Annotated in this window: 15 protein-coding genes; 7 read left to right on the top strand and 8 right to left on the bottom strand. The window is 69.7% G+C overall.

Annotation, left to right across the window (positions count from 1 at the left end):
- The first annotated feature begins 179 nt into the window (after positions 1-179).
- Complete coding sequence (locus IG98_RS0113500) at positions 180-1361, top strand: FIST signal transduction protein (protein ID WP_030910959.1); 1182 nt, start codon at positions 180-182, stop codon at positions 1359-1361.
- A 96-nt stretch (positions 1362-1457) separates the two neighbouring features.
- On the opposite strand, the gene IG98_RS46835 is transcribed toward IG98_RS0113500, so the two are convergent.
- Positions 1458-2072 (bottom strand): hypothetical protein, encoded by a 615-nt coding sequence (locus IG98_RS46835; RefSeq protein ID WP_030910956.1) that lies wholly within the window; start codon positions 2070-2072, stop codon positions 1458-1460.
- A gap of 225 nt (positions 2073-2297) precedes the next feature.
- Here IG98_RS46835 and ilvA point away from each other — a divergent pair, with 225 nt between their 5' ends.
- The gene (gene ilvA / locus IG98_RS0113490; protein ID WP_030910953.1) at positions 2298-3506 is read left to right on the top strand and encodes a threonine ammonia-lyase; all 1209 of its coding nucleotides are present in this window, start codon (positions 2298-2300) and stop codon (positions 3504-3506) included.
- Positions 3507-3548: 42 nt separating this feature from the next.
- Here the strand turns inward: ilvA and IG98_RS0113485 are convergent, their stop codons facing one another.
- The 3 genes from IG98_RS0113485 to hppD form a co-directional block, all read right to left on the bottom strand.
- Positions 3549-5039, bottom strand: coding sequence for a M1 family metallopeptidase (locus tag IG98_RS0113485; RefSeq protein ID WP_030910948.1), 1491 nt, complete (start codon positions 5037-5039; stop codon positions 3549-3551).
- A gap of 73 nt (positions 5040-5112) precedes the next feature.
- Entirely contained in the window at positions 5113-5727 is a 615-nt protein-coding gene (locus tag IG98_RS0113480; RefSeq protein ID WP_084195332.1) for an RDD family protein, read from the bottom strand.
- A gap of 69 nt (positions 5728-5796) precedes the next feature.
- Entirely contained in the window at positions 5797-6906 is a 1110-nt protein-coding gene (gene hppD, locus IG98_RS0113475; RefSeq protein ID WP_030910942.1) for a 4-hydroxyphenylpyruvate dioxygenase, read from the bottom strand.
- Positions 6907-7008: 102 nt separating this feature from the next.
- On the opposite strand from hppD, the gene IG98_RS0113470 reads away from it, so the two are divergent.
- Entirely contained in the window at positions 7009-7488 is a 480-nt protein-coding gene (locus IG98_RS0113470; RefSeq protein ID WP_030910940.1) for an Lrp/AsnC family transcriptional regulator, read from the top strand.
- Between the two features lie 103 nt (positions 7489-7591).
- Positions 7592-9733: a transglycosylase domain-containing protein gene (locus IG98_RS44800; RefSeq protein ID WP_051752044.1), complete on the top strand. Its 2142-nt coding sequence runs from the start codon at positions 7592-7594 to the stop codon at positions 9731-9733.
- A 2-nt stretch (positions 9734-9735) separates the two neighbouring features.
- Here IG98_RS44800 and IG98_RS0113460 read toward each other — a convergent pair whose 3' ends face one another.
- Positions 9736-11736, bottom strand: coding sequence for a thioredoxin domain-containing protein (locus IG98_RS0113460; RefSeq protein WP_030910933.1), 2001 nt, complete (start codon positions 11734-11736; stop codon positions 9736-9738).
- Between the two features lie 387 nt (positions 11737-12123).
- On the opposite strand from IG98_RS0113460, the gene IG98_RS0113455 reads away from it, so the two are divergent.
- Positions 12124-13284, top strand: coding sequence for a hypothetical protein (locus IG98_RS0113455; protein WP_030910930.1), 1161 nt, complete (start codon positions 12124-12126; stop codon positions 13282-13284).
- Between the two features lie 103 nt (positions 13285-13387).
- Here the strand turns inward: IG98_RS0113455 and IG98_RS0113450 are convergent, their stop codons facing one another.
- From IG98_RS0113450 to mca, 3 genes are all read right to left on the bottom strand, one after another.
- Positions 13388-13756 carry a GNAT family N-acetyltransferase gene (locus IG98_RS0113450; protein ID WP_342666820.1) on the bottom strand — a complete coding sequence of 123 codons (369 nt, stop codon included), beginning with the start codon at positions 13754-13756 and terminating at the stop codon, positions 13388-13390.
- A gap of 109 nt (positions 13757-13865) precedes the next feature.
- On the bottom strand, positions 13866-14066 hold the full coding sequence (locus IG98_RS50435; protein WP_030910924.1) for a hypothetical protein: 201 nt from the start codon (positions 14064-14066) through the stop codon (positions 13866-13868).
- Positions 14067-14100: 34 nt separating this feature from the next.
- Complete coding sequence (mca, locus tag IG98_RS0113440) at positions 14101-14985, bottom strand: mycothiol conjugate amidase Mca (protein WP_030910921.1); 885 nt, start codon at positions 14983-14985, stop codon at positions 14101-14103.
- 228 nt (positions 14986-15213) lie between these two features.
- On the opposite strand from mca, the gene IG98_RS0113435 reads away from it, so the two are divergent.
- Both IG98_RS0113435 and greA read left to right on the top strand, forming a co-directional pair.
- Positions 15214-15642: a DUF4307 domain-containing protein gene (locus IG98_RS0113435; RefSeq protein WP_030910919.1), complete on the top strand. Its 429-nt coding sequence runs from the start codon at positions 15214-15216 to the stop codon at positions 15640-15642.
- 106 nt (positions 15643-15748) lie between these two features.
- On the top strand, positions 15749-16249 hold the full coding sequence (gene greA, locus IG98_RS0113430) for a transcription elongation factor GreA (RefSeq protein WP_030910916.1): 501 nt from the start codon (positions 15749-15751) through the stop codon (positions 16247-16249).
- Positions 16250-16301 lie beyond the last annotated feature (52 nt).

Here is a 16301-nt window from a genome sequence, read left to right as displayed (position 1 = left end):
GGGGAGAATCGCTCCAAGACAAGACGCCGGATGACTTCAGGATCAAGCGTCAGGACGGCCTCGGGGGGGACGTCGGACGGTTCCGGCATTCACGAACTTCACGGCGAGCTTCGGGCGAGACCACGGTCACTCCCGGGCGAGCCGTCAGACAAGAGGGAGAGGCGAGACGAGTGGCGCTGATGACGAGCCGTTTCGCCGATGGCCTCGCGGTGGGGTCCGATCTGGTCGCCGCAGCCGAGACCGCGGTGCGCCAAGCTCTGTCCGGTCTGTCCGGACCCGCTGACCTGCTCTGCTTTTTCATCTGCGGGGACGATCCCGACGACGTCTCCCGTGCCGGACTGCGTGCGATGAGCATGGCACCGGGCGCCGCCGTCCTTGGCTGCAGCGCCACCGGGGTCATCGGTGACGGGCAGGGGGTGGAGGTCACCCCGGCGGTCAGCGCCTGGGCCGCCACCCTCGGCGGGGCCAGGCTGACGACCTTCGCGCTCGACACGCTGCGGACCGACGACCGCTTCGTCGTGGTCGGCCTGCCCGACCGCGGCCCCGACGATCACGCCGCCATCCTGCTCGCCGACCCCTACACCTTCCCCACCGACGGTTTCGTCGAGCGGTCGGAGGAGGTCATGGGAGATCTTCCGCTGATCGGCGGCCTGGCCAACGCGATCCAGGGCCGCGGCGCGGTGCGGCTGTTCGCCGACGGGAGGATCTACACCGAGGGGGCCGTCGGGGTGCTGCTCAGTGGTGACCTCAACGTCAGCACCGTGGTCAGCCAGGGCTGCCGCCCGATCGGCCCGACGATGGCCGTCACCTCCGTCGAGGACAACCTGCTGCTCGAACTCGCGGGGCAGCCCGCCCTGGCACGGCTGGAGGAGATCGTCAGCGCCCTGGACGAGGACGACCGCGACCTGGTCGCCTCGGGGCTGCAGATCGGCATCGCCATGGACGAGTACGCGGAACGGCACGAGCGCGGCGACTTCCTGATCAGGGGCGTGCTCGGCATCGACCCCGAACGCGAGGCGGTGGCCATCGGTGACGTCGTCGAGATCGGGCGTACCGTCCGGTTCCAGGTCCGCGACGCCGCCACCGCCGACGAGGACCTGTACGAGCTGCTCGACGCCCACCGAGAGGCGTTCGGCCGGGTGGACGGTGCCCTGCTGTTCTCCTGCAACGGCCGGGGCTCGGCCATGTTCGGCAGCGCCGACCACGACGCCGTCGCCGTCCGCGACACCCTGGGCCCCATCGGGGTGGCCGGATTCTTCGCCGCGGGAGAGGTGGGCCCGGTGGGCGGCCACAACCACGTCCATGGCTTCACCGCCTCGGTCCTGGTCTTCTCCGCCCGCCCGTCGGCCGTCCAGCCGTAAGATCGGCCGGCCGTAGGATCAGTCGATCTTGAGCTGCTCGTCGCCGAAGCCGGGGTGGGCCGGGAAACGGTCGCTCCCGTCATTCGGACTGGACGGTCATCGCGAGACGAGGAGCCCGCTCGCGGTGCGGGCCGCTCGGTGTTCGGCGTCCACGATCTTCTCCAGTGCCTCGGGGGCCATGACGATGCCGGACTCGGGGATCTCGGCGCGGCTGCGCGGGGAGATCGGCAGGCCGACGGCGGCGAACCGGTCCGCCAGGCGCCCGAACGCCGGACCGTCGACGCCGGAATCGTTGAGCAACGCCTCAAGGAGGGTGCTGCCTCTCGGCGCGAAGAAGGTTCCCTCGCTGTCGATCGCGACGATCGGCGGCCGTTCCGCCCGCTCATCCGGGTGCAGCCAGTATCCGTACACGCCGTCGCCGAGCGAGGGCGAGTTGAACGTCTCCACGACGGGGAACAGGTGGCTCAGCACCTCCGACCACGACCCGCCGATCTCCTGGTTGGCGGCGTCGTCGAACACCGGGTGGGTGTTCCCCGGCCCCAGCACGGTGATCTCCAGTTCGTGCAGCGGGTCGGCGTCCGGGCCCGCGCCGAGGGGCCGGGCGGCCTGGATGGCGACCATCCGCATCAGCTCGTCGGGGATCGGGCGGTCGCCGAGCCACCGCCTCGCCCATTCGACGTACTCCTCCTCCGTGAATCGCCCGTCCGTCATCTCAGGACACCCCACCCCTCGGTGTAAGCCACCGCGTACATCTTGCGCTCCGTGTTGTCCGGGAACCGATTCCGATCCCGTCTCCGTCCGAGTCTGCCCGCACCGTCTTGTGAAGTCCTTGTAAGCGACTGGGGGCGATCGCGGGTGGTGGCCGGAGCCCCGTCCGGCGCGCGCTCCCGCCCGGTCCGGTGCGAAAGCACGAGCGCGCGCCGTACGATGGCCCGCATGTCGGAGTCTCGGGTGACCTACGAGGATGTGGTCGCTGCGCGCGAGTCGCTGGCCGACGTCGCCCTGCGCACCCCGCTGCTCCACTCACACGTGCTGTCGGGCGTCATCGGCGGGCCCGTCCACCTCAAGTGCGAGCACCTGCAGCGCTCGGGTTCCTTCAAGATCCGGGGGGCGTACGTCAGGATCGCCGGACTGACCGAGAGCGAGCGGCGGCGAGGGGTGGTCGCGGCCAGCGCGGGCAACCACGCGCAGGGCGTGGCGCTCGCCTCCGGACTGGTCGGGACCTCCTCGACGGTCTACATGCCGCAGGGGGCGCCGCTGCCCAAGGTGGCCGCCACCCGCTCGTACGGCGCCGAGGTGATCTTCGCGGGCGACACCGTGGACGTCGCGCTGGAGCGGGCGAAGGAGCATGCCGAGCGGACCGGAGCGGTGTTCATCCATCCCTTCGACCACCCCGACGTCATCGCCGGGCAGGGCACGATCGGGCTGGAGATCGTGGAGCAGCTTCCCGAGGTCGGCACGATCGTGATGTCACTGGGCGGCGGCGGGCTGGCCGCCGGGGTCGCGCTGGCGGTCAAGTCACTGAGGCCGGGCGTGCGGATCGTCGGGGTCCAGGCCGAGCGGGCCGCCGCCTACCCGGCGTCGCTGGCCGCCGGGCATCCGGTCGAGGTCCGGCCCGCCTCGACGATGGCCGACGGCATCGCCGTGGGCCGCCCGGGCGAGCTGCCCTTCGAGCTGATCCACTACCTGGTCGACAACGTCGTCACCGTCACCGAGAGCCAGATCTCCCAGGCGCTGGTGCTCTGCATCGAACGGGCCAAGCAGGTCGTCGAGCCGGCGGGGGTGGCCGGAGTGGCCGCGATCCTGGCCCACCCGCGGGTCTTCGAGCCGCCCGTGGTGGCGGTGCTCTCCGGGGGCAACATCGACCCGCTGCTGCTGGCCAAGGTTCTCCGGCACGGCCTGGCCGCGGCGGGGCGCTATCTGACCACGCGGGTGCCGCTCTCCGACCGTCCGGGTGCGCTGGCGACGCTGCTGGCCAGGCTCGCGGAACTCGGCGCCAACGTGCTCGACATCGTGCACGAGCGGCTGGGCATGCACCCCGGCGAGGTCGAGGTCCAGCTCCAGTTGGAGACCAGGGGGCCGGTGCACTCCGAGGAGGTGCTGGGCTCCCTGCGGACGGACGGGTACAAGATCATCTGTGCCTGAGCCGTCGCTGAGCGCCCGGCTCCTCGCCGCGTCAGGCCCGCGTCACCAGGTGGACGGCTTCTCGGCGGTGAACAGCCAGGCGTCGAAGAGGGCTTCGAGGTTCTTGCCGGAGATCTTCTCGGCCATCGCGATGAACTCCGGGGTCGTGACGCTCCCGTACTTGTGCGTGGCGACCCACTGCTTCAGGAGCTTGAAGAACGCCGGGTCGCCGATCCGCTGCCTGAGCGCGTGCAGCGTCATACCGCCCCGGGTGTAGACGGAATTGTTGAACAGGTCTTCCGGCCTGGCCCGGCCGGGGGCGTAGCTCCAGATGGGGTCGTCGGCGGCGGCGGCGTAGTGCCTGCGGAAGAGCTGCTCGGGGGTGGCCCGGCCCTCGTGCTCCGACCAGAGCCACTCGGCGTAGGTCGCGAAGCCCTCGTTGAGCCACAGGTCCTTCCACCGCTTGATGCTGAGGCTGTCGCCGAACCACTGGTGGGCCAGCTCGTGGGCGATGATGTCCTCGTCGGGGGCGAATCCGCCGTACATGGGCTTGGTCTGGTTCTCCAGCGCGTAGCCCGCGGGGAAGTCGTCGACCACGCCCCCGGTGGAGGAGAAGGGGTAGGGGCCGAAGAGCGTGCTCCAGTAGTCGGTGACCTTGCCCGACACGTCGTACAACCTCTGCAGCGAGCCACGGAAGGTCGGGTCGACGGCCGCCAGATTCTTCAGACCCCCGGGGGTCCTGCCCTGGAGCACCTCGAACCTGCCCAGCGTCATGGTGGCCAGGTAGCTGGCCATCGGGTGGCTCTCCCGCCACCGGAAGGTCGTTTTGCCCCCGACGGTCTTCGGCTCGCCGACGAGCTCGCCGTTGGCCAGCGCCGTCAGCCCCGTGGGCACGGTGAGTTCGAAGTCATAGCGTGCCTTGTCGGCGGGGTGGTCGTTGCTGGGGAACCAGGTCTTGGCGCCGTTGGGCTGGCCCGTGACGAACGCACCGTCCCGGGTCGGGATGAAGCCGTACGTGCCCAGATTGGAGGAGTTCCGAACAGGTTTGGGCTCTCCGGCGTATGTGACGTCGACGGCGAACGTCGCGTCGTTCGGAATGGACTCGGCGGGGGTGACGGTGAGCTCGCTTCCGGCCCGATCGAATCTCGCGGGCCTGCCGTCCACGGTGACCCGGCTGACCGTGAAGCCTGAGAGGTCGAGGTTGAAGCTCGCCAGGTGCTGGGTGGCCCGGGCCTCGATCCTGGCCGTCCCGGCCAGGTGCTTGGCGGACGGGGTGTAGCCCAGCCTGAGCAGGTAGTGGTCGACGTCGTAGCCGCCGTTGCCGTCGGTGGGGAAGTCGGAGTCGCCGATCCCGGGGGCGCCGGGCCTGGCCCCGGTGTCGGCGGCGGGGCTGGACAGGGGGAAGGCGGAGGGGCCCGACACCGTCGAGTTCACCGTCGAGTCCGCCGCCGGGGCGCTCTCACCGCTCGACGCGGCACAGGCGACCGTGCCGATGGTGCCGAGCGTGCTGAGCAGAGCGGCGGTCGCCATGGTGGCCAGCCGTTTGGACGCCATACCCCTAACACCCCTTCCCCGGCCCGCTGAGCCGAGCTCGTGCATGGCACACTACGCGACTGACCTGCGTCGATCAGGCGTCTACGACAAGCGTTCTGGCCGCGATGTCATGCACGGCCTGCTTGCGTGACTGAAAAAGGATGAAAGCCAGGTCTATCCACCCCAGGCAGCAGGTGATGTACATCACCCACCGGACCAGCTCGCGAATCGCGGTCTGCCCGACGCCGGCCCTCCGCCCGCCGAGGTCGACCACGCGCAGGTGGAAGAGACGCTTGCCGAGCGTCTGCCCGTTCCAGAAGGAGGTCAGCAGCCAGTAGTACAGAAAGCCGATCACCGCCACCAGGAGGGTCTCCGCGCGGGGTGTTATCGCGACGAAGCCCTCGGTGCCCGTGACGGTGCTGACGGTCCGGTAGCTGAACGGTGCGGAGACGAGGCTGATGATGACGAGGTCGAGGATGCCCGCGAACAGGCGGCGCCATCGCCCACCCAGCCGCATGCCCCCGTCCCGGGGGGACCCGCCGAAGGGCCCCTCGCCGTAGCCGGGGCCGGGACCGTAGCCGGGGCCGGGTTCCGGGCCGGGGCCGTAGTGGGGACCGGGGCCGGGACCCGGGTGGCCCGGCCCCGGTGGAGCGGGATCGGACCACGGGTCCGATCCCCGGTCATCCGGCGGCGGCGGTATTGATCCCATTTATGAGTGATTGCCAGAAGAGTGCCATCACAAAGCCAACGGCGGTTGTGGGTTACCTCTGAGCCGTGGTCAAAGGTTTCCCCTGAGGTCCTGCTCACGCTCGATCGCCTCGAAGAGCGCCTTGAAGTTGCCCTTGCCGAAGCCGAGCGAGCCGTGCCGCTCGATCAGTTCGAAGAACACGGTCGGACGGTCCTGCACCGGCTTGGTGAAGATCTGCAGCAGGTAGCCGTCCTCGTCCCGGTCGACCAGGATGCCGCGCCTCTTCAGCTCCTCGATCGGCGCGCGGACCTCGCCGATGCGCTTCCGCAGCTCCGGGTCGTCGTAGTAGGAGGCGGGAGTGTCCAGGAAGTCGACCCCGGCCTCGCGCATGCGGTCGACGGTGCCGAGGATGTCGTTGGTGGCCAGCGCGATGTGCTGCACGCCGGGGCCGCCGTAGAACTCCAGGTACTCGTCGATCTGCGACTTCTTCTTGGAGATCGCCGGCTCGTTGAGCGGGAACTTCACCTTGCGGGTGCCGTCCGCGACCACCTTGGACATCAACGCCGAGTATTCGGTGGCGATGTCGTCGCCGATGAACTCCGCCATGTTGGTGAAGCCCATGACCCGCTTGTAGAACTCCACCCACTCGTCCATCTTGCCGAGTTCCACGTTGCCGACGCAGTGGTCGACGGCCTGGAACAGGCGGCCGTTCTTCACGTCGGGGGCCGCGACCAGAGGTTCGGCCGGAAGGTAGCCGGGCAGGTAGACGCCGCTGTAGTTGGACCTGTCGACGAGGGTGTGCCGGGTCTCGCCGTAGGTGGCGATCGCCGCGACCACCACCTTGCCGTGCTCGTCCTCCAGCACCTGCGGCTCCGACAGTCCCCGCGCGCCCTGGGCGAGCGCGTGGGCGTAGGCCGTGTCCACGTCGGGGACCTCGATGGCGAGGTCGATCACACCGTCACCGTGCTCGGCCACATGGCGGGCGACCTCGGTGCCGGGGCGTACCGCCCCGCGGAACTCGAACCTGGCGGCGCCCGAGGTGAGGACGTACGCCACCTCGTCCCGGCTGCCGTTCTCCGGGCCCCGATAGGCCACGAGCCGCATGCCGAACGCGCTGGAGTAATAGTGGGCGGCCTGCTTGGCGTTGCCCACCGCGAAGACCACGGAGTCCATACCGTTCACCGGAAAGATGTCGCTCATGCGAGTACTTTCTGATTTGCTGGTCTGTTTGTGCAACACTCACTTGAAATAGTGCACAATATGCGCAATCAGGTGTCTATCATCGCGGAGCATCTGTACATCATGACGATCGATCAGCTCGACGCCCGCCTCATCGCCCTGCTCGCGGCGGAGCCCAGACTCGGGGTGCTGGAGTGCTCGCGGCGGCTCGGAGTGGCCAGGGGGACCGTGCAGGCGCGCCTCGACCGGCTGGTCGCCCGGGGGGTGGTCACCGGGTTCGGCCCGGACATCGCCCCCGCGGCGCTCGGTTACGACGTGACCGCGTTCGTGACCCTGCAGATCCGCCAGGTCAGCGGGCACGACCCGGTCGCCGTGCAACTCGCGGCCATCCCCGAGGTGCTGGAGGTGCACACGATCACCGGTGGTGACGACATGCACTGCCGCGTGGTGGCGCGCAGCAATGCCGATCTGCAGCGGGTAATTGACCTGATCGTTGACGTCCGAGGCGTGGTCAGGACCTCGTCGGTGATCGCCTTGGACACCCCTGTGCCATACCGTGTTCTGCCTTTGGTGGCCGATGTCCCGCGCAAGGGGAGGAGCTAGCCGTACCATGCCAAGCGGGGGCCAGACACCGTTATCCATCGTTTACCCTTAACGGTCCGTGCAGCCGTCGGGGGTCTGCGACGGATCCGATCGGGGGTCACGCGTGCTAAAGGGCGGGACGGGCAGTCCCAGGAGGAAGCTCCTGAGGATCACACTCATCGTCTTCGGCGTCGGTGTCATCTCGGTGATCGGCCTGCTCGGGGTGGTGTGGGCGATGACCCCCATCCCGGACAGCACCCAGCCCAGAGCCACCGCGCAGGGCTCGGTGATCTTCTATCGGGACGGCAAGACCGTGCTGGCCAAGCAGGGTGTCAACCGCAAGAGCGTGACCCTCGACAAGGTTCCGCAGAGCCTGCGGAACGCGGTCATCGCCGCGGAGAACCGCTCGTTCTACGACGACCAGGGCATCTCCCTCAAGGGCACCTTCCGGGCAATGTGGTCCACGGTCACCGGGCAGCAGCTCCAGGGCGGCTCCACGATCACCCAGCAGATGGTCCGCAACTACTACAGCGGCCTCAGTCAGGAACGTTCCATAATCCGCAAACTCAAGGAGATCATGATCTCCCTGAAGGTGGACCAGTCGAAGTCGAAGGACTGGGTGCTGGAGCAGTACCTCAACACGATCTACTTCGGCCGGGGCGCCGACGGGGTCCAGGCGGCGGCCGACGCCTACTTCCGCAAGGACGTGGGCAAGCTGACCCTCGCCGAGGGCGCCTACCTCGCCGCGGTGATCCAGCAGCCCTCCAGGTTCGCCGACCCGCAGGGCGCGGACCTCTACGCGGCCAGGGACCGCTGGAGGTCGGTGATCGACGGGATGGTGGCCATCGGGGCCGTCACCTCCACCGAGGCCGCCGAGGTGACCTTCCCCACCCTCAGAAAGCCCAAGGCGATCTTCGCGCCCAAGGGGCAGGAGGGCTACATGCTCGACCAGGTGGCGGCCGAGCTCAAAAGCAGGGGCTACACCGACGAGGTCATCAACCAGGGCGGGCTGAAGATCGTGTCGACCTTCGACAAGAACCTGATGGCCGCCGCCGAGCGCGCCGTCACCTCGGTCCTGCCGGAGAACACCCCCAAGAAGGTCCGTGCCGGGCTGGCCGCCGTCGATCCCGCGACCGGTGAGGTCCTCGCCTTCTACGGAGGCCGCGACTACGCCGCCAACAAGTTCGACAACTCGTTCTCGGCCAAGGTGCAGGCCGGATCGACCTTCAAGGCATACACGCTGGCCGCGGCCCTGAACAACGGCTTCGGCCTGGACACCAGGGTCGACGGCAACTCGCCGCTGCGGATCGCCTCCGCCGACATCCCCAACTCGGGCGGCTACTCCTACGGCGAGGTCAACCTCGTCAAGGCGACCCAGAGCTCGGTGAACACCGCCTTCGTCGACCTCGCCCAGAAGGTCGGCCTGAACAAGGTGGTCAAGGTCGCCGAGGCCGCCGGAATCCCCAGCGGGCAGCTCGACCCGCATCGGGCCGCGGCCACCCTTCCGCTCGGCGTGGCCTCGGTGAGCGCGGTGCAGAACGCCTCGGGCTTCGCCACCTTCGCCGCGGAGGGCGTCCACCGCGAGGCCCATGTGATCCGCTCGGTCACCGACGCCGACGGAAAGGTGGTGAAGAGCTCGGTCAAGGGGAAGCGCGCCTTCAGCGAGCAGGCCGCCATCGACGCCACCTACGCGCTGACCCAGGTCGTCGAGGCGGGCACCGGGTCGGGCGCCCGCCTGTACGACCGCCCCGTGGCGGGCAAGACCGGCACCACGGACGAGTCGGCGGCCGTGTGGTTCGCCGGGTTCACCCCGCAGCTGGCGACGGCGGTGAACATGTTCCGCGACGACAACAAGCCGGTGACCGTGAACGGCAGCGCCCAGTACGGCGGGTCCTATCCCGCCCAGATCTGGCGCGCCTTCATGACCGAGGCGATGGAGGGCAAGCCGGTCAAGGAGTTCAAGGAGCCGTCCAGCTACGGTTACTCCAACCCGTACGACGGCTACGGCTCCGACGGCCGGTACGACGACCAGGGCGGTGACCAGGGCACCGTCACCCCCACCCCCGACGGGCCCGGCACTTTCGGCCCCGGCCAGAGCGCGAGTCCCGGACAGGAGACCCCCGGCCCCGGCCAGACCTCGGCTCCGGGCGACGACGGGCAGAGTGCCCCCCGTAACGGCCCGGAGGGCCAGGACGGCGGAGGTGAGGACGAGCTCGGGCTCAACGACCTGGGCCGCGGTGTCGTCGCCCCCGCGGGGAGGGAGTGACCCTACGCCCCGCCCGCCAGCTCGGCTCGCAGGGCCATGGGGGTGGTGACGGGCATCCGGCAGGTGAAATCACGGCACACGTAGGCCGCGGGCGCGCCTCCCACCAGGCCCCGGCCGGCCAGGAGCGGGATCTCGCCGGAATCGGGCTCTCCGAGCGCCAGGACCAGGCCGGGCAGGGGTGACATCAGAGCGACCCGGTGCAGGGCCGCCGTCGCCGGATCGTCGCCCGGCCCCACGACCGCGACCTCGATCGGGCCGGCCACCGCCGCCTGTGCCACCGCCAGGCCCCACCCGGCGAACCTGGCGTGCCTGTCGGCCAGGGTGGTGACCGTGCCCAGGGCCGCCTCGGCCGCCGTCCTGTGCCGGGACGAACCGGTCAGCGCCGCGTACGACAGCAGCGCCCCCGCGGCGGCGAACCGGCCGGAGGGGGTGGCGTTGTCCGTCGGGTCCTGCGGGCGCTGGAAGAGCCGCTCGGCGTCGTCGGCGGTGTCGTAGAACCCGCCGGAGCCATCGGAGAACCGCTCCAGGACGGTCTCCAGCAGCGACTCGGCCCGCCGGAACCAGCGGACCTCCCCGGTCACCCCGGAAAGGGTCAGCAGGCCCTCCGCGAGGTCGGCGTAGTCCTCAAGGACCCCCGCGTTGGTGCCGGCGCGACCGTCGCGGGAGGTGCGCAGCAGCCGGTCGCCGTCCAGGTGGAGGTCGTCGAGCAGGGTGGCCGCCTCGCGTGCCGCCTGGACGAGGTCCGGCCGGCCGAACAGGGCGCCGGTCTCGGCGAGAGCGGCGATGGCCAGGCCGTTCCAGGCGGCCACCACCTTGTCGTCGCGCCCGGGCCGCACCCGGCGGGCCCGCGCGGCCAGCAGCGCGGAGCGCACCCGGGCGAACCGCTCGGGATCGGTGGGATCGGAGAGGAGCTGGAGCACCGAGGCGCCGTGCTCGAACGTCCCCGTCACCTCGAACAGGTCGATCGCCCAGGCGCCGTCCTCCTCACCGAGGACCTCGCGGAGCTCGTGGGGGGTCCAGGCGTAGAACTTGCCCTCCACGCCCTCGCTGTCGGCGTCCAGGGCGGAGGCGAAGCCCCCCTCGGGGGTGCGCATCTCGGCCAGCAGCCAGTCGGCGGTCTCCAGCGCCACCCGCCTGCCCAGGGCGGAGCCGGTGGAACGCCACCAGTGCGTGTAGACCCGCAGGAGCAGGGCGTTGTCGTAGAGCATCTTCTCGAAGTGCGGCACCACCCAGTCCGCGTCCACGCTGTAGCGGGCGAACCCGCCGCCCAGCTGGTCGTAGATGCCGCCCCTGGCCATGGCCTCCAGCGTCCGGTCGGCCATGGACGTCGCCGCGTTCGCGGTCGCCCGCGCGTCCTCGCCGGCGGGGGCCGCGCCGTAGCGCAGCAGGAACTCCAGGGCCATCGACGGTGGGAATTTGGGCGCTCCGCCGAAGCCGCCGCGGGCCGAGTCGAAGGACTCGGCCAGACTCCGCACGGCCCGGGTGAGCGTGCTCGGTGTGGGCAGTGGTCCCGACGGCAGCGCCGACTGCTCGTTCAGCGCCTCCACGATCTTCGAGCTCTGTTCGAGCACCGCCTCCCGGTCGCCGTTCCAGGCGTTCGACACCCCGGCCAGCAGCCGCTGGAACTGCTGCCTGGGAAAGTAGGTGCCGGTGTAGAAGGGATGGCCCTCCGGGGTGGCGAAGACGGTCATCGGCCACCCGCCCTGGCCCGTCATGGCCTGGGTGGCCGTCATGTAGACCGCGTCGACGTCCGGACGCTCCTCGCGATCGACCTTCACGTTGACGAAGTGCTCGTTCATCAGCGCGGCCGTGCCGGGGTCCTCGAACGACTCGTGAGCCATCACGTGACACCAGTGACACGCCGAGTAACCGACGCTGATCAGCAGGGGCACGTTCCGTCGCCGTGCCTCCGCGAAGGCCTCGTCCCCCCAGGCGAACCAGTCGACGGGATTGTCCGCGTGCTGCAGCAGGTAGGGACTCGTCGCGTCCGTCAAGCGGTTCATGAAGACCCTTCCGGTGTACGCGGTGCGTACTTCTCCTCGCGAGGTGCGCGGAGGTCGCGCGTCCCGGTTCTTCTCACACTAGACCGAGGATGAGGCTGAGCGGCTCGCGATCGTGGCCCTTGACGTTCGACCCCTTGGAGCCGTCGATGGGGATCCCGCCGGGCTGCTCGACGAGGGCTAGACGGTCGGGGTGGCGGTCGTCGAGAGCGTGGCCGTGAGCCCGACCGGGCCCGCGCCGTAGATGACGATCGCCTCGCCGGGCGTTCGGGGTTCGCCGCCGGGTTCTCCCCGCCGGCCGCCCGATGAAGGCCGTGCCGGCCGAGGGGCTGGAGGTGACACCGGGCGGGAAGGTGTGTTCACCGCGCTTCGGGCGTAGGCTCACTGGGCGTGGATCTCGACTTCGTCTGTGTGCACGCCGGAAGGGCGGCTTCCGAGCTGACCCGGCGTGATGTTGCCCGCGCGCTGCTCGCCGTGCCGTCCGGGGTGGCGCTGGTGGCGCTGCCCGATCTGAGGCGGGCGCTGCTGGCGGCGGGCAACCCGCTGTCGGTGCCGTTCTGGGACTCCGCGAAGGCGACCCTCAGCGCGATCGAGTCCGGCGGGGCGACCGTGGGGGACGTGCAGCGCTGGATGGAGTCCACGGGCACCGAGCCGCTCCTGCTCACCCGCAGCTTCTTCGTCTGGCCCGAGGAGGACGAACGGGGGCCGGTCGGCGAGGAGATGTTCAACCGGCTGGTCACCTACCTGGAGGAGCGGGTCGCCGCGGGGGAGATCGACCCGGACGCGCTCGCGCGGGGTGACGAGCAGGCCAGGGAGGTCTACGCGGACTTCCAGGAGCGCTGGCTCACCGGCCCGCTGCCCGACGGGCGGGTCCCGGGAACCGCGGTCTCCGACGAGCAGGACGAGGAGCTGTTCGCCGCCTGGGACGAGGAGGAGGCGTTCGCCCTGGGCGAGCTGCGGCGCATCCTGGCCGAGCTGCCCGAGCCCGAGCGGCCTGTCAGGGAGCTGCGGGCCGCGGCCACCCGGCTGCGCGAGGTGCTGGCCGGCCCCGGCTATCCGGGCAACGTGCTGCGGGCCTGCGCCGGGTACGAGGGGGAACCGTTGCCGGCCGACGACGAGGAGCTCTGGCTGACCGTCACGGCGGGTATCGCGGGGCCGATCTCCGACCTGCCGGAGGAGGAGGACCGGCTGGAGATCTTCAGCGACCTGGACGGGGAGCTCAGCCACGAGGACTCGGTGCTGGCCGCCCTGTGCGCGATCCACCACGCCGACTGGCTGGCCGTGGTCGCGGCCCTGGCCAGGCGCGGTCCCGGGGTGCTGGCCTCGCCCGAGCGGATCGCCCGGCTCATCGCCGAGTCGGAGGACATCGACGTCGACATGGACGAGCCGGAGGACCTGGAAGCGGCCGAGACGCTCTTCAGCTCGGTCACCCCGCTCTGGGCGTGCCTCGGAATCGTCGACAGGACCGAGGTGCTCACCCCGCTGGGCCGCTGGGGCCTGCCCAGGGCGCTGGAGCGGGCCTGGTCCTCGACGGACACCCTCGGGGACTGAGGGCGAGGGCCGCGGTCCGGTCCACGGGCTGACAGCCGGGACGCGCGGAGGGGCCGGTCGGCCAGGTCCGGAGAACCGGAGGCCCGCTGTGCGGTCGCCGAGGTCAGGCGTCCTCGTCCAGGAGGTCGAGGTAGCTCTCCGGCACCAGATCCCGGTATTCGGGATGGCGTCGGATGTAGCGGGCGATGAACGGGCAGAGCGGCACGACCATCCGGTCGGAGGCGCGGCTCGCGTCCAGGGCCGCGGCGGCCAGCCGCCCACCCAGGCCCCTGCCCTCGAACTCGGGGAGGATCTCGGTGTGCGTGAAAATGATCTTGCCGGATCGGAGCCGGTACGCGGCGAACCCGGCGACCCCGCCGTCCAGCAGGATCTCGAAGCGGGCGGCCTCGGGGTTGTCGGAGACCTCGATGTCGTCGGCCATGCTCGTCCTCGGGGTGTCGGCCCTGCCGGGCGGGTTTTTCGCGCGTGTCATGCCGTCATCGGCCGGGTCCACGGATCCGGCGATGCGGGTGATCGCTCCCGATCACCCCCCGGTCGTCCCTCGATCGCCCCGGTAGGCCGGGGACGTACGCGGGATCGGGCTAGGGGGCGGTCGGTGTCGTGGTGCCGGCGGTGTTCCGCTGCTTCCTCAGCTCGGCCTCGGAGGGGACCTCGATCTTGGAGATCCGCCTGTTCATCGACTTGACGAGCAGGTAGAGGGCGAACCCCATCGCCGCCACGATGAGGAAGCCCACGAGGCCCGGGTTGACGACGGACTCATCGAGGACGTTAGGTGTAATCACACGTCAAGTCTGCCACCGCCACCCCACGGTCGCGTCAGTGGCAGGCGTGCGAGACCGTGTCCGCGTGGATTCCGGTGAACAGGTCGTCCTCGGGAAGTTCGACGTCCACGAGCGCGCGGGCCAGGTGGTAGTCCTCGGTCGGCCAGATCTCCCGCTGCAGGTCACGCGGGCAGACGAACCAGAAGCCGTCCGGATCGACCTGGGTGGCGTGTGCGAGCAGCGCCTCGTCGCGGATCTCGAAGTAGTCGCCGCAGGGGACCCGGGTGGTCACCGGCCACTTCTGCGGGCGGTCCTCCCAGCGGGAGATCCAGTCGGCGTAGGGGGAGCCCATGCCGCGGGAGTTCATCGCCTCGTGCAGCGCCTCGAACCGGTCCTTGGTGAAACCCATGTGGTAGTAGAGCTTCAGGGGCTGCCAGGGCTCGCCGGTGCCCGGGTAGCGGTCGGGGTCGCCCGCCGCCTCGAACGCCTCCACCGAGACCCGGTTGGTCATGATGTGGTCGGGGTGCGGATAGCCGCCGTCGTCGTCGTAGGTGAGGATGACGTGCGGCCTGAACTCGCGGACGGCCGCCACCAGCGAGGCCGAGGCGATCTGGAGGGGCTGCAGGGCGAAGCAGCCCTCGGGTAGCGGTTCGCTCTCGTCCTCGGGCAGGCCGGAGTCGATGAACCCCATGAAGCGCTGCCGCACGCCGAGGATCTCGCGGGCGCGCTCCATCTCCAGACGCCGCACCTCGCCGATGTTCTCCAGGATCTCCGGACGCTCCATCTTGGGGTTCAGGATCGACCCGCGCTCGCCCCCGGTGAGCGTACAGACCAGCACGTCCACGCCCTCGGCCACGTAGCGCGCCATGGTGGCGGCGCCTTTGCTCGACTCGTCGTCGGGATGCGCGTGGACGGCCATCAGCCTGAGTGGTGCACTCACGGGCTCGGTGTCTCCTCTGTGTCGGTCGCGCTTCGGATCGTCGTCGGTCGCCTCGCGGACGGCCTAACCTGGCCGTATCCTCCGCTCCGCTCGACGCGGTGCCCCGCGCGCCCTTGGCTTACGTCACTCTGTGAAGAGGTTAGTTTCTCTTGGGCGGTCGCGAGGGCGAGGCCCCCGCAGGGGACAATTGTCTCGGATAACACCGAGGTAGTGCAGGGAGATTCCGTCATGGCCACCAGCGAAGCCGAGAAGGGCCGTCAGAACGGCCCGATCCTTGGCACCCCGGACGATTTTCCCGACCGTCCGGAGCGCAGGGGACGCTTCGTCGTGCACGTCGTGATCGCGGTCCTCTGCGCTGTGTGCGCGGGGGGCTGGGGCTACGTGATGTGGGCGTCCAAGGGCAACACGGAAGTCATCGACCAGCTCATCGCATTCGATGCCAGCCGCGGCGATTCTGTGCAGATCATGTTCGAGGTCGTCAAACCGTCTGATCGCGCGGCGCTCTGCCGGCTGCGGGCCACCGACGTCAGCCACGTCGAGGTCGGCAGCAAGGAGGTCAATATTCCAGCTGGTGAGGGGTATGTTCGGCTTACTGAACGGCTAGAGACCAGTGCTCAGGCCACTTCTGGTCACGTCCAGTACTGCTATCTCGTATAGTGAGACATTTGAGGAGGCGGACGAAGGCTTAACTTGTTAGCCTGTCGAGATTCGACCGTCCGCAACCCCCAAGTACGAAGCCCCCTAGAGGAAGCAAGGAGAACCCGTGGCCGACTCCCACAACGAGAGCGTCACCTGGCTCACTCAGGAGGCGTACGACCGCCTGAAGGCTGAGTTCGAGCATCTCTCGGGGCCCGGGCGCATCGACATCGCCAAGAAGATCGAGGCGGCCCGCGAAGAGGGCGACCTGAAGGAGAACGGCGGCTACCACGCCGCCAAGGACGAGCAGGGCAAGATGGAGGCCCGCATCTTCCATCTCCGTCAGATCCTGGACAGCGCCAAGGTCGGTGAGGCACCTCGCACCGAAGGCGTGGTCGGCCCGGGCATGACCGTCACCGTCCGTTTCGAGGGCGACGACGAGGAGGTCGCCTTCCTGCTGGCCTCCCGCGAGGAGAGCGGTGCCCCGATCGACGTCTACTCGCCCAAGTCGCCTCTCGGCTCGGCGATCAACGGCAAGAAGATCGGTGAGAAGGCGACCTACACGATGCCGAACGGCCGTTCCAACACCGTCGAGATCCTTGAGGCCGTGCCGTACGTCGGCAACTGACCTCCGCGTACTCCGTTGATCCGCCGGGACGGGTGTCCCGGCGGATTGCCAT

It is taken from the genome of Streptosporangium amethystogenes, assembly GCF_000721075.1.
In the GTDB taxonomy this organism is placed as follows: domain Bacteria; phylum Actinomycetota; class Actinomycetes; order Streptosporangiales; family Streptosporangiaceae; genus Streptosporangium; species Streptosporangium amethystogenes.
This window is presented reverse-complemented; position numbering and strand designations above follow the sequence as displayed.

Coding starts and splice junctions, on each gene's coding strand:
- IG98_RS0113500 (WP_030910959.1), top strand. CDS start 180: ATGACGAGCCGTTTCGCCGATGGCCTCGCGGTGGGGTCCGATCTGGTC.
- IG98_RS46835 (WP_030910956.1), bottom strand. CDS start 2,072: ATGACGGACGGGCGATTCACGGAGGAGGAGTACGTCGAATGGGCGAGG.
- ilvA (WP_030910953.1), top strand. CDS start 2,298: ATGTCGGAGTCTCGGGTGACCTACGAGGATGTGGTCGCTGCGCGCGAG.
- IG98_RS0113485 (WP_030910948.1), bottom strand. CDS start 5,039: ATGGCGTCCAAACGGCTGGCCACCATGGCGACCGCCGCTCTGCTCAGC.
- IG98_RS0113480 (WP_084195332.1), bottom strand. CDS start 5,727: ATGGGATCAATACCGCCGCCGCCGGATGACCGGGGATCGGACCCGTGG.
- hppD (WP_030910942.1), bottom strand. CDS start 6,906: ATGAGCGACATCTTTCCGGTGAACGGTATGGACTCCGTGGTCTTCGCG.
- IG98_RS0113470 (WP_030910940.1), top strand. CDS start 7,009: ATGACGATCGATCAGCTCGACGCCCGCCTCATCGCCCTGCTCGCGGCG.
- IG98_RS0113460 (WP_030910933.1), bottom strand. CDS start 11,736: ATGAACCGCTTGACGGACGCGACGAGTCCCTACCTGCTGCAGCACGCG.
- IG98_RS0113450 (WP_342666820.1), bottom strand. CDS start 13,756: ATGACACGCGCGAAAAACCCGCCCGGCAGGGCCGACACCCCGAGGACG.
- IG98_RS0113435 (WP_030910919.1), top strand. CDS start 15,214: ATGGCCACCAGCGAAGCCGAGAAGGGCCGTCAGAACGGCCCGATCCTT.